The organism is Rhizobium sp. 01T417, from assembly GCF_056398905.1.
Genome location: NZ_JBFTQH010000014.1, coordinates 106,997 through 119,931 on the forward strand (window position 1 = coordinate 106,997; position 12,935 = coordinate 119,931).

Here is a 12,935-nt window from a genome sequence, read left to right on the forward strand (position 1 = left end):
GCCACTCGAAGAGACCGGATCACAATCTCTAAAGACGCTGCTCCGCAAGGGGGCCGAAATGGCGAAGGGCAATGCACTAAGGCACACTGGTAAGGCGGCTACCTCTTCGCACCAGCCGATAGCATCCGTTGTGTTGCATCGTCTAGCGCATGGCTTGTTTGGACGCCATCCTGTTTCAAGCCGTACGCGGTGTTGGCGCATCCGGACAGGGCGAGTAAGGCAATGCAATCGCGATGGTCGACTTCATACCGTTTTCTCCACGTTGGATCTCCGGCGCCGATTTCATTCCAATCAGCGCACGATATGCGGTTTCTCGATGCTAACAAGCTCGGTATCTGGCCTGCCGCAAGCAGCCCGCTATCGACACAGATAATAGCATCGGATCAACGGCTAATTCGCGATGATTCCCACGATCACGGTTCCCCAGGTCGTGAGCAGGATATGGCCGATTGGTACAGCCGGTGTGTATCCGAGAACCGCAACGGTACTTCCCGATCGATCCTGGACGGCCGCCATGCCGGCAGTCATCGTCTGCGCGCCGGCCAGCCCCCCGAGTAGCAGGATGGGGTTCATGCGAAGCACGTAGCGGCCGAAATAGAGCCCTACAATCATCGGGGCAATGGTGACGATCATGCCGCCAAACAGAAGCCCCACACCCGCTTCGGCGATTGCAGCAACAAACAGCGGTCCAGCATGCAGCCCCGTCATTGCGACGAACGCGGCAAGGCCGAGCGCAGTCATCAGCGATACAGCAGCATCTGGAATCCGCCCGAAGAGGGGGAAGCGCGTGCGCAGATGCCCAACCAGCAGGCCCGCCAGCAGCGTGCCCACACTCGTGCTCAACGAAATCCGCATGTCGCCGATCGGAAAGGTGACGAGGATGCCGACAAGTCCACCAAAGAATATCGCAAGACCGAGAACGAAGAAATCCGTCGTCGTTATCGGTGCGATGACGACACCGATCTGTTTTTCCGCATGCGACACCGTCGCCTCGGGTCCGACCAGGCGCAAAATGTCGCCTCGCTCAAGGCGGATCCCCGGCCCTACGGGGATCGCCGCGCCACCGCGGCTGATGGCACGCAGATATAGACCACGTGTCCACCCCTCCTTGGCAATGTCATCGAGCTTTCGGCCCGCCAGCTCACGGTTGGTCAACAGCACGTCTGCGGCTAGTATCGGGACATCAAGAAGTTCACGATCCTCGACCTCTTCGGCGCGTGGGCCAAGCACGGCCACGAGTGCCTCCCTCGGCCCCGAGACGGCCACGACATCGCCGGCAGCAATCACCATCTGCGTCTCCGCCTCGATGATCGTGCTCCCCCGTCGCAGGCGCAGGACAAAGAGCCTGTGCTCGGGAAATTTCGCCTCCGCGGCACTCAATGTCAGACCAGCGATCGGCGCGGCGTCCGCGATCCGATACGCACGGATTTCGAAGCGATGCCAGGCAGATGCCACGCCGGGCGTCTTGCGGGATATGCCGAGTTCCTGCTCGAGCTTAAGTGCCTCTGCACGCAAATCGATGCGCATCAGCCTCGGGCCGACGACGCTGCAGAACAGGATCACTCCAACGGCGCCGAATACATAGCACACCGCGTCCGCGACAGCGATATGTGCCACCAACCTTGCGCGATCGGCTTCCGTCAGTGCCAGCCCATTGATCGCCTCGGTTGCCGTGCCCATGGCAGGGCTTTCGGTCAGCGCGCCCGAAACCAGACCCGCCGCGAAGCCCGGATCAAGACCAAGACCCTTGGCAACAGCCACCGCCGTCAGCAACCCGGTCACACATACAACGACGGCAAGCAACACCGGCTTGAGACCGTCTCGTTTCAAGGCTTGCATGAACTGAGGTCCGACGGAATAGCCAATACCGAAGAGAAACAGAAGGAACAGGAAGGATTTTGCCATGGCGGCAATCGGGACATCGGCGAATTGACCTATCAGGATGCCCGCAAAAAGGGAGCCTGTGACGGGTCCAAGGGTAAAACCTCCGAATTTGATGCCCCCGACCAAATATCCGATGCTGATCGCAAGAAACACTGCGAGTTCCGGATACTTGACAAGGAATTGCGCGACCCAAGACATGACCAGACTGCCCCCTCTCCCCTTCTCCAGGCCAGATATGATCGCCAACTGTCCGCACGCCAGAAGTCAGCGGTGCCTCGCTACGGCATGCCGTAGCGAGGCAGCATTATGGAGCGCGAAGCCAGCGCTCGTGAAGCAATGACTCAGCGCTTTGCGCCTGCAGCCTTCGGTTTGAGCAATTTTAGCCCCCTGGCTCTCTCGTAACCGTGAATCTCTTTCACATCCAATTTGCGCATGAAATCGATGGTCTCCTGCGTCAGCACTTGACCCGGCACCATGATCGGAAACCCGGGCGGATAGGGTATGACGAAATTGGCCGAAATCATTTCCGGTCCCTCCCGCAGTCTGCGATCGCACTCAGCACCGAGCAGCGGCACATACTCGCAACGCGCCGCGTCGTAGGCATTAAAGAAAGCAGTCCGCATGTCGCCTTCAGGTGTTGCTTTACCCGCATCACCGCGGAAGGTTTCGTGGAAATGGCTGAAATTGGGCAGGTCCGGCACGTCAGTCATCAGGGATTTGACCCGCGCATCAAAGGCGGCTGTTTCTGCCTGTCCACCGTCGGCGAGGCGCTTCTCAATGCCAAGGCAAATCTCGACGAGAACGCGGATCAGATGGGCCACGTCGCTACGCGTGTTGTTGATGTTCGACTGGAGTAGCACGCTATTGCGCGACGTCTTGTTGAGCTGGATGCCGTACTCGCTCGCCAGCAATCCCTTGAATTGCGTTCCGTCGAAACCAGCGGTTCCGCAGACAAGTGTCATGCGCGTCGGATCAAGATAGAACTCGTCCTCTTGCATCGCTTTGACCGCGGTGGCCCAGTTCGAACCTGGCGCGAGATAGTCCTGGAAGCCCGACTGGCGGTACGCGGCTGGTATCATCTCATCGGCACCGAGCACACGGAAGTATTTCGAGATCAGCTGATGCTCATTGATTGCCCGACGGATCTTCAACGCAATTTCGATTGCGTTCATCACCAGGCCATAGCCTTCAAGTTCCATCTGTCGACGCGCGACGTCGAGGCTCGCGATCAGTTGCTGGTTGGGGCTGGTTGATGCATGCGTGAAGACTGCCTCGTGGAACTGAGCTTCAACCATATGAAAGTCCACATCCTTGACGAGGAGCATGGAGCCCTGCCGGATCGCCGACATCGACTTATGCGTCGAGTTCGTCTGATAGACGCGAAGGCGTACAAGCCGCGGATCGGGGATGAGCCGGGTGGCAAGAAGTGTCTCGTCGGAAGGGTTATCTCCGAGATTGGCGCTTTGCTTCTCGTAGGCACTGATGGAGGCGGGATCGCGCAACCATTCCTCGATGTCGGAGGCGGCTCCCATGGCGGTTCGAGGTCGCAGGAAGGGAGAGAACCGGGCAAATCCCGACCACGCCTCGTCCCAGAGGAAGATCAGATCCGGCTTTATGGCAAGGCATTCCTCCATCACCCGCCTGACATTGTACATGTGCCCATCGAAGGTGCAGTTGGTCAGGTCAAGCAGCTTTAGGCGATTGAGCCGCCCCTCCGCTTTCAACGCCAGCAATGCACGTTTGATGGTGGCGAGTGGCACTGCCCCGTACATCGAGTATTCCGTCATCGGGAAAGCCTCGACGTAGTATGGCTGCGCACCCGTTAGAACCATGCCGTAGTGATGCGATTTGTGGCAGTTGCGGTCGACCACCGCGATGTCGCCCGGGGCCAGCAGCGCCTGGACGGCCATCTTGTTGGAGGTGGACGTGCCGTTGGTAACGAAAAAGACGTGGTCGGCACCGAATGCGCGGGCAGCCATTTCCTGCGATCGCTTGATGTTGCCGGTAGGCTCCAAAAGGCTGTCGAGGCCACCCGTTGTCGCGCTGCTTTCCGCCAGGAACAGGTTGAGGCCATAAAATTCGCCCATGTCGCGGATCCAGTCCGACTTGAAGACAGACTTGCCGCGAGCAATGGGCAGGGCATGGAACGTACCGATGGGCCGCCGTGCATATTTTTTCAGGTTGTCGAAGAAGGGCGTCTCGTACCGTCCCTGCACGCCTTCGATGATCGCGAGATGCAGTTCCAGCGGTTCCTCGACGGCATAGAAGATGCGCCGTATCGAATCCGCCGCCGGATCACCGGCAATTTTCTCGACCTGCCGGTCGGAAAGCAAATAGATGTCGAGTTCCGGCCGGATCCGCTTCAATATCCGTGACAAGTGAAGCGCCGAGACCTCGGGGCTTTCCGCCTCTCCAAGCAGCGGATTTAGCACGGAGCGCAATACCGGCGCGTCATGGCGCGAGCGGTAAGGAAACCCCTCCGCAAGGACGACGGAGATGATAGATGGGTTCAATGCCGCAGCGCAAACCGCATCCTCGAAGGAGCCGACGAAAATGGGCTCATAAATGAAAGAATCTTCGTGACGGCGCATCCTGCGGAGCTCGGAGGCCAAGGCGGGCCATCGTGCGGCAGGTTGGCTGTTGACGAACAGGACCTCGAAATAGGGGCGATGAGCACGAGTCTCACCCGTGGCTGGCGGCATAATATCGACCACCTCGTTTGGCGACAGGTGGTCATTGACATCCCACTCCTCGGGACGGCTGCGATAGGCATCCGTCAGAAGGCCGTTGGAGATGCGCCGAGCCAGTCTGGCCGCCCCGCTGGGGTCGTTTGAAGCAATGCGCTCGGCCAGGGCTTGGCGCAATCGCGCACCGGGATAAGCGTGGTATTCCTCTACGGCTTCTATGGCGGCGAGCGCTGCCTCCAGCGCCTCCCGCCCTCCCCGTTGTGCGGCCCACGCGTCGGCCAGAGACGTGACCTCGCGCCAGTTGTCGGCACGCCCCGAATGCATCAGCAGAGACTGATTGTCTGCGGTTTTTTTTGGCATCTGATGCTCCCAACACTCTTTTATTGAAGATTCGCTACAGTTGACGAATTGTCACTGCACAGACGATTGGAGTGGCCTGCTGCAGGTCGCCAGCTTCTAAAGGCACTGCAAGGCGAGCGGAGCCGTATACCGACCCCCATCCATTTCAGGCCAACATCAGCACCAGTCCCAGGGCGCGAATGGACTATTGTCGGCAGTGTAGCCTAGACTCAGTATCGGCATTCCGTCCCGTCAGCCCTGAAGCGGAGCCGTAGCTAGCCGGCGTCGTTCGCGACGGGACAGCATCACAGCCCTAGCGGGCCGAACTCAGGATCACTCAACGGCTGCAACATGCGAAGTAAAATACGGTAGTATACCGCAGACCGTCTGTAACCTACTCACTTCCGCCTCGACCGATGGTTTTCGCGCTGCAGCCTCCCCCCGGCCTCTGTCTTTCCCGACATCCTATTCTACCGGTCCGGTGGCCAAACGACGCGCGCAAGGTCCCTGACGATATCAGCTTCCAATTCAGCAACCATCGTCTCGTACTCCTCGATATAAAAGCCCGCACCATCACGCCGGAAGGCTTCCAGTGCGACGCAACCCTCATCGTAGGCTTCAAGAAGATTGCAAAAGAACGGCCATGAACTGGACGTGGGCAGTTTCTGGAGCAGTTGGCGTTGCGCAGGCAGCTTGAGCATCAACCGACGCAATCCAGATTGCGCGGTCCCACGGCAGCCGTCCTCCTCTATCCAATCCTTCCCCATTGGCGATCCTCTACCCGATAACAGTGTAACAACCGCGCGCCCACGCGGAAGTAAATTACGGTATGTTCTGTTTGCGTGCCCGTTCTGGCCGCCGTGAAATTGCGCGGCCTTTTTTTTGGCGTGATTAAGGAAGCCAATTGCCATGTCACTACCTGTCGATAATCTAACATCGACATGCCTCTAGTTGTCCACTTGTCGGAAGGACCCAGATGAGAAGTCAACCCGACGGCGTACACTCGCACACCTCTCCCGCCGAGGTCCGAGAACAGTTGGATCGCATACTGTCGAGCCCAGAGTTCATTCTCCCCGATCGCGGGCACAGATTTTTGCAGTTCATCGTGAACGAGACCCTCGAAGGACGCGCCGCTTATCTGAAGGCATTCACCATTGCAACCAGCGTTTTCGGTCGTGATGCGTCATTTGATGCAATGAATGATCCTTGCGTGCGAATGGCAGCACGCCAGCTTCGTAGCGCTCTTGAGCGGTACTATCTGACTAGCGGCTCAGCGGATGAAGTACTGATTGCCGTTCCGGCTGGCGGTTACGTTCCAACTTTCGCAAAACGGGCGATTGAGGGTGGCACCAGGACTGAAGATGAAGCGCAAAGGCTCTCTGCCGCAAGCGCGTCATTGCCCGAGAAGCCGCCAACCGAGCCGCCAAAGCGCGAAAGCAGATTGCCTCGTTGGATCATGATCACCGCTGGAATGATCGTACTTGCCGCCGTGGTGATGGCGTCGTTCACCGAAAGAAACAACACTGCATCGAAGCAGCCAGTCATGAGCGGCGGCAGGGCAACGATTTTAGTCAAGCCCTTTGCGACCAACGAAGAAACGAGGGTCTCGAATGAAGTCCTGAGTGGGCTGAAAAATGAAATCGTCGTCAATCTCGTGAAGTCCAAAGAACTGGTCGTGATCACGGAGGGCGCAAAAACCAACGCCAATGAGGCCGACGCGACATACACTCTGCAAGGTAGCATACGCATGGAGGCTGATGATATGCGAGCAATCGCACGCCTGGTCCGGGCGGCAGACGGTGCAGTCGTGTGGTCGAGCGACTACGACGTCAATATAAAGGGTCGAAGCATTCTCGACGCCCAGATGGCCATCGCGCGATCAATCGCGGCGGCTGTGACAGCCCCATTCGGAGCGGGGGCGACGTCGCGGCCCCAAGGATAGGCTACGCCCTGTGCTGGAGATATCAGCTCTCGGAAACGAGTGGCCAGGCTAACCGTCTCCAGCCGGCTTCTGCTTCCTATGCTGGTCAATGCATGTGCGCTCCTTAACCGCTCGAAAACCGGTGCCGGCGAAATGGCTTCCCGCTTGGTCCGGGCGCGGGTCTCGTATTAGGACGAAGCTTGCAGACGGGAGAAACCCTTCATTACGTCGTCGAAATCGTCCGGATCAACATCGTCGACTGTCACCGTGGCGTCGAGGTTGTCGGCGATCTTATTGGTATGCGGCAGTGATAAAAGGGTGAGAGCACATCGGTGATGCATGCCTTAAAGGGCGTAGGATACCGTATACTACCCCACTTGAAGGTGTAACATTCTTTGCCGTTGCAATCTCATCGGATACCATTCCAACTAGCAGAACTCGAAGTCCGCATTTCGATGTGTCCAATGCCCGGCAGGCATACCACAGTGGGAGGAATGATAATGACGGAAGCGGGAATCTACGCAAAATTTGTCGATCTCAGCCCTTTTGAGATCAAGGACGAACTCATCAGGCTGGCTCAGGCTGACAAGTCGGGGCGTGCATATCTCAACGCCGGGCGAGGCAACCCCAACTGGATCGCAACCAAGGCGCGCGAAGCTTTCTTCCTTCTCGGTCAGTTCGCGCTGACCGAGGCCAAGCGTGTTTCCTTCGATGAAGAAGCGGGTCTCGCGGGAATGCCGCCCGTCGAAGGATGCTACAAGCGGCTGAAGGCATGGGTGGAAAAACGCAAGGGCGATCCGGACACGCCCGGCGCTGAGACGCTCGACGCTGTGGTGGATTTCGCCATCAAGAAATTTGCCTTCGAGCCTGATAAGTTCGTCAACGAACTCACGGACTCGATCATAGGCGACCACTATCCGGTTCCCGACCGCGCGTTGGTGCACAACGAAGCGATCACTCATGAATATCTGATGTGGGCCATGTGCGCTGGCCACCGCCCGACCGCGAAATTCGACCTCTACCCGGTCGAAGGCGGCACCGCGGCCATGTGCTACATCTTCAAGGCGCTCAAGAATGCGCGCCTTCTGAACTCCGGTGATACGATTGCGCTCGTCACGCCGATCTTCACGCCCTATCTCGAGATGCCGCATCTCGAGGACTATTCGCTGAAGCAGATCCATGTTTCGGCGGAGGCGGAAGACCGTTTCCAGTTGACCGAGGAAGACTTGAGACCGCTCGAGGACAAGTCCGTCAAGGCGCTGTTCATCGTCAATCCCGGCAATCCCTCCGCGGTCGCGATCGATCCGGAAAGCATGGACCGGCTGGTCAAATTCGTCAAAACAAAGCGCCCAGACCTGATGATCCTGACGGATGACGTCTACGGCACCTTCGTGCCGAATTTCGAATCCGTCATGGGCCATCTGCCTCACAACACGATCGGCGTCTATTCCTATTCGAAGTATTTCGGATGCACCGGCTGGCGCCTCGGCGTCGTCGCCGTCGCCCAGGACAACATCTTCGACAAGATGATCCGAGAGATGCCGGCTGCAACGCAAAAGCTCCTCGATGCACGCTACAAGGCGCTGACGCCACATCCGCGCGATCTCAAGTTCATCGATCGCATCGTTGCTGACAGCCGCGATGTGGCGCTAAACCACACGGCCGGTCTGTCGCTGCCACAGCAGGTGATGATGTCGCTGTTCGGCCTTGTCGAAATGATGGACGAGGAAAAAATCTATCAGAAGGCGTGCATGGCCATCTGCCAGCGCCGGTTCGACAAGCTGATGAACGGAATGGGGATCGAGTTCAAGGCTCGCCCCTATTTCGACCGCTACTACGGCATCATCGACTATGAATATTGGGCACGTAAGTACGTCGGCGACGAGGTGACGGACTGGGTGAAGGAGAACGTTCATCCGCTCGATATCGCCTTCAAGCTAGCCGAGGACCATGGCATCGTCGTCCTCAATGGGTCCGGCTTCGATGCGCCCAACTGGTCGGTACGCGTGTCCTTCGCCAATTTGCCGGACGAAGCCTACGATTCGATCGGCAGGGCCATTCGCGCGGTCGCGCGAGGCTATCTGCAGGCCTACCGGGCCGCCAAGGGCGAGACAGCTCAGCCGTAGGGCGGACGCTATTCGATTTGTAGAAGAGACAGCCGAAGAGATCCTACGCCGGAGATCGCCACCATGCTTCAATGGTTTGCCGCAACGCTTCAGAAATATCCCGAAATCGCCATCTTCCTGTCGCTTGCGATCGGCTATTTCGTTGGCAAGTTCACCTATAAGGGTCTCGGTCTCGGTGCCGTCACCTCGACCCTGCTCGCCGCCGTGGTCATCGGGCAGCTCGGCATCGTCATATCGCCGAACGTCAAATCGGTCTTCTTCCTGATGTTCCTGTTCGCGGTCGGCTACGGCGTTGGGCCGCAGTTCGTGCGCGGTATCGCTTCCGACGGCCTGCCGCAGGCAGCCTTCTCTGTGGTTGTCTGCCTCTATTGCCTGGCGATCCCGGTGATCGTGGCGATGCTCGCCGGCTACGATATCGGCTCGGCCGCCGGCCTCTATGCCGGCTCGCAGACCATCTCTGCCTCCATGGGCCTTGCCACCGACGCGATAAACCGGCTCGGACTGACGGCGGAACAAACCCAGGCGACGCTCAACGCGATGCCCATCGCATACGCGGTGACCTACATCTTCGGTACCGCCGGATCGGCGGTCATTCTGGCGCTTGTTGGTCCGCGGCTCCTCGGGATCGACCTCGTCGCCGCCTGCAAGGATTACGAGGCGCGCCACAGCGCCGCGGCGGAGTTCGGCGGAGCGGGATCGGCCTGGCACCGCTTCGAACTCAGGGCCTACCGCATCAAGCCAGACGGCCGCGCCGTGGGCATGACCGCGAAGCAAGCCGAGGCGATGGTGCCGGACGCGCGCGTTTTCGTCGAGCGCATCCGCCGTGACGGGCAGATAGAGGAGGCGAACGCCGATACGGTACTCAAGGCCGGCGACGTCGTAGCCGTGGCCGGCCCACGTGACGTGCTGGTCGAGGTGCTCGGCCAGGCCGCCGAGGAAGTAAACGATCCCGAGCTTCAGAATGTCCGCGCCGAGGGCGTCGACATCTACGTCACGTCCAAGGCGGTCGACGGAAAAACGCTGTCCGAACTCGCCAAGTCGCCTACGGTTCGCGGCGTCTTCCTGCGCAAGATCGTTCGCGGTGCGACCGCGACGGTGATCCCGATCCTGCCCGATACGAAGATCCACCGCGGCGACATTCTCACGCTCGTCGGCCGCCCGCAGGACATCACCGCGGCGACGAAAGGCATCGGTTACCCCGATCGCGCCACCGACGTCGCCGACGTCGCCTTCATCGGCGCCGCAATCGTCCTCGGCGCGTTGGTCGGGGCGTTCGTCCTCAACGTCGGTGGTGTGCCCCTGACGCTGTCCACCGCCGGCGGCGCGCTGATTTCCGGCCTTATCTTCGGTTGGCTTCGCTCGGTGCATCCGACCTTCGGACGGATCCCGTCCTCGACCGTCTGGTTCATGAATTCGGTCGGCCTCAACGTCTTCATCGCGGTGGTCGGCATCAGCGCCGGCCCCGGCTTCGTCGCTGGGCTGAAGGAGCTTGGAGTAAGCCTGTTCCTCTGGGGTGTGGTTGCGACGTCGGTTCCGCTGATCCTTGCGATGTACACCGGCAAGTACCTGTTCAGGTTCGATCCGGCCATCCTGTTCGGTGCCTGCGCCGGAGCGCGTACCACCACGGCGGCGCTCGGCATGATCACGGACGCGGCGAAGAGCCAGGTTCCCGCGCTGGGCTACACCGTGACCTACGCCATCGGCAACACGCTGCTGACGATCTGGGGGATGGTCGTGGTCCTGTTGCTTGGCTAGTTTGCCGTAGGTAAGGTAGCGTGTATTGCCGAGGTGACCGCTTGGGCCCAAGTGGTCACCATCGTCATCTCTGGGTCTGATATCAGTCGTGTGCACCTGGAAGCAGTATTATTGACTACGACGTCGAGCTATACCCCCGCCAACGGTCAAGCAGTGCTTCTGCCGCACTCGAAGCATGACAGCATCCAGACCCGGCACCTCAATCCCCGTCCGACCGTCGACGCGTTCTTCATCCTTGCAGATATCTGTGACTTCCCATTCGTCTGGTACCGAGAACTCAATCGAGCGAACTTCGCGGCTATGATTGATCAGGACGACAAACCGAAGTTCGTGTGAAAACTCGTGCTCGGTCACAGCAATGGCTGGATCGACAACACCTATGAGGCGCGATTTCTTGTTTGCCTTCGAGAACTGCGCATACAGGCGCCAATAGGGATTGTCCTCACTAAACAAGGTTCCGGCAAATTCGACCTCAACTGGAAAAGCCAAAGCGTAAACATTACCCTTGCCGAGGCGATTGCTCCAGAAGACGGGATCGCCAGTATCGTCCCTCGTTGCAATGGCTTCGCCTGACGTCAATTTCACCCGAGTCTCGCCAGCTCCGAGTATTTCGATCTGATGGCCACCATCGAGGATCGTAGCGGACGCCGCCATCGGTGATTTTGACCGCGATACTATCTCGGCTCCAAACGTTTCCACGAAATGGGGCACGATGCCGTCCTTGAAGGACACGTAAAGCGTCGCCCCTTCCCTGGCCCGCCGCAGCAGTTCGAGCCATACGCGCTTCGGTATGCAGTTGGGACCAGTCAACGAAGGCAGGATGTAGATTCCAGCTTCGGGGATCTGTTGATGAACGTGACAATAGGCGAGCTGCAGCTTTGCTTGCTTGGCAAGGACAAACGATCCATAGGCGGCCGCCCAATCGTCCTGATTGTCCGACAGGATGCAGACAGCATCGATCGCTGCAGCAGGTAGCGTGCCATTTGGAACATGCCCCATCACCTTCTGGAATTTTGCGAACTCTTCCAAGACAGGTTTCGCCGTGTGGTCGGTCTTCACCAATCCGAGCTCGGTTTCGACGGCGAACCAATCATAGGGCGCATGACCGAGACCGGTTTGATCGTAGGCACACCACCATCCAAAGGCTCGGCAATCGTTCGCCCACAAGGACCACATGTTGACCCGAGCGAACTTCGCCGAAACTTCATCGCTGGCAATCATCGCACCCATTGTCCCGACTTCCTCGACGATACAGGGCTTGCCGCTGATATCGCGATAGAAGCTGGTTTCTGCGGTCGCGTGGAATGTCGTTCGGAAGTCATCGACGTGGCCGAGTTCGGCGTGGCGAACCCAGTACGGGTACGGATGCGTCGTCAGGATATCGGTCAACTCACCCTGATCTTCGATCAGCCACGGGTTCTTATGGCCTTTCAACCGCGAAGAAAGGGTATGCATGCCGGAGACGACCGACCGCGAAGGATCGGCGCGCTTGATGGCACTCGAAATGGCCGCGGTCCATGTATAGGCGACGTCCGGATTATCTGCGATGCCCATGCAATTGCATTCGTTTCCGAGATCCCATGCCGCGATCGAACCCTCGTCCTTCAGAGTACTCACGAATTCTCGGACAAATCGTATCTGCCAGGCAATGCTCCTCGCGTCACTGATAGGATCCATACCCTCCAGCGCCGGCGGAACAAACAAGCGGCCGCTCATCCATCCGGTAATCACACCGACAACGAGTTTGAGATCGTGCTTTTCGGCGAGAGCGCACATTTCCCGAAACCGGCCGATCATTGTCGAGGACAGTCCGGCCCGGCCAAGGGCATCGGTTCCAAGAGGCTCTTCGCGTAGCCGATATTCATAGGGGGCGGCGGAATGTGTTCGAAGCAGCTTGATCGGCTGAAAGTCGGGCCACAATGGGAAGACCCGCAACCAACGGACCCCATGCTTAACCAGGGCAGCCATGTCGGCATCAACGACGGACGGCTGCCAATCCTGCCACATGTTCGTCCCCGCATGGGATGCCCAGTAGTTGCATCCGAGTGCCAAGCCCCCCTGAGGAAAGAGCTCGATTGAATCATTCGCCAAACCGACCAAAACCCATCTCCGAAATCGATTACGGAAAGCGAATACACAAAATACCCAGACCCCACAAGTGCTGTAAAATCGGATATGTTTGACACTGTTTGTCGAGAGACTTAAGGGTAATTTCTATATCGT

At 58.7% G+C, this 12,935-nt stretch carries 8 protein-coding genes; 3 read left to right on the forward strand and 5 right to left on the reverse strand.

The window, feature by feature from the left end:
* Nucleotides 1–98: 98 nt before the first annotated feature.
* The 4 genes from AC1DPR_RS15995 to AC1DPR_RS16010 form a co-directional block, all read right to left on the reverse strand.
* Nucleotides 99–224 carry an entericidin gene (locus tag AC1DPR_RS15995; protein ID WP_477816687.1) on the reverse strand — a complete coding sequence of 42 codons (126 nt, stop codon included), beginning with the start codon at nt 222–224 and terminating at the stop codon, nt 99–101.
* 166 nt (nt 225–390) lie between these two features.
* Nucleotides 391–2,082, reverse strand: a complete 1,692-nt coding sequence (gene aspT, locus AC1DPR_RS16000) for an aspartate-alanine antiporter (RefSeq protein WP_113488853.1) — start codon at nt 2,080–2,082, stop codon at nt 391–393.
* Between the two features lie 143 nt (nt 2,083–2,225).
* Nucleotides 2,226–4,931 (reverse strand): decarboxylase, encoded by a 2,706-nt coding sequence (locus tag AC1DPR_RS16005; RefSeq protein ID WP_477816668.1) that lies wholly within the window; start codon nt 4,929–4,931, stop codon nt 2,226–2,228.
* Nucleotides 4,932–5,380: 449 nt separating this feature from the next.
* Nucleotides 5,381–5,677, reverse strand: a complete 297-nt coding sequence (locus tag AC1DPR_RS16010) for a nodulation protein (protein WP_113581063.1) — start codon at nt 5,675–5,677, stop codon at nt 5,381–5,383.
* A gap of 704 nt (nt 5,678–6,381) precedes the next feature.
* Between AC1DPR_RS16010 and AC1DPR_RS16015 the strand changes: the two genes are divergently transcribed.
* From AC1DPR_RS16015 to aspT (AC1DPR_RS16025), 3 genes are all read left to right on the forward strand, one after another.
* Nucleotides 6,382–6,852 carry a hypothetical protein gene (locus AC1DPR_RS16015; protein ID WP_477816669.1) on the forward strand — a complete coding sequence of 157 codons (471 nt, stop codon included), beginning with the start codon at nt 6,382–6,384 and terminating at the stop codon, nt 6,850–6,852.
* Nucleotides 6,853–7,331: 479 nt separating this feature from the next.
* On the forward strand, nt 7,332–8,957 hold the full coding sequence (locus AC1DPR_RS16020; RefSeq protein ID WP_477816670.1) for a bifunctional aspartate transaminase/aspartate 4-decarboxylase: 1,626 nt from the start codon (nt 7,332–7,334) through the stop codon (nt 8,955–8,957).
* A gap of 63 nt (nt 8,958–9,020) precedes the next feature.
* A complete protein-coding gene (aspT, locus tag AC1DPR_RS16025; RefSeq protein WP_113161902.1) occupies nt 9,021–10,712 on the forward strand; it encodes an aspartate-alanine antiporter in 1,692 nt (563 codons plus the stop codon).
* A gap of 108 nt (nt 10,713–10,820) precedes the next feature.
* Here aspT (AC1DPR_RS16025) and AC1DPR_RS16030 read toward each other — a convergent pair whose 3' ends face one another.
* Nucleotides 10,821–12,719, reverse strand: coding sequence for a glycoside hydrolase 5 family protein (locus AC1DPR_RS16030; RefSeq protein ID WP_477816671.1), 1,899 nt, complete (start codon nt 12,717–12,719; stop codon nt 10,821–10,823).
* Nucleotides 12,720–12,935: the final 216 nt, after the last annotated feature.

Coding starts and splice junctions, on each gene's coding strand:
- aspT (WP_113488853.1), bottom strand. CDS start 2,082: ATGTCTTGGGTCGCGCAATTCCTTGTCAAGTATCCGGAACTCGCAGTG.
- AC1DPR_RS16010 (WP_113581063.1), bottom strand. CDS start 5,677: ATGGGGAAGGATTGGATAGAGGAGGACGGCTGCCGTGGGACCGCGCAA.
- AC1DPR_RS16030 (WP_477816671.1), bottom strand. CDS start 12,719: ATGTGGCAGGATTGGCAGCCGTCCGTCGTTGATGCCGACATGGCTGCC.
- AC1DPR_RS16015 (WP_477816669.1), top strand. CDS start 6,382: ATGATCGTACTTGCCGCCGTGGTGATGGCGTCGTTCACCGAAAGAAAC.
- AC1DPR_RS16020 (WP_477816670.1), top strand. CDS start 7,332: ATGACGGAAGCGGGAATCTACGCAAAATTTGTCGATCTCAGCCCTTTT.
- aspT (WP_113161902.1), top strand. CDS start 9,021: ATGCTTCAATGGTTTGCCGCAACGCTTCAGAAATATCCCGAAATCGCC.
- AC1DPR_RS16005 (WP_477816668.1), bottom strand. CDS start 4,931: ATGCCAAAAAAAACCGCAGACAATCAGTCTCTGCTGATGCATTCGGGG.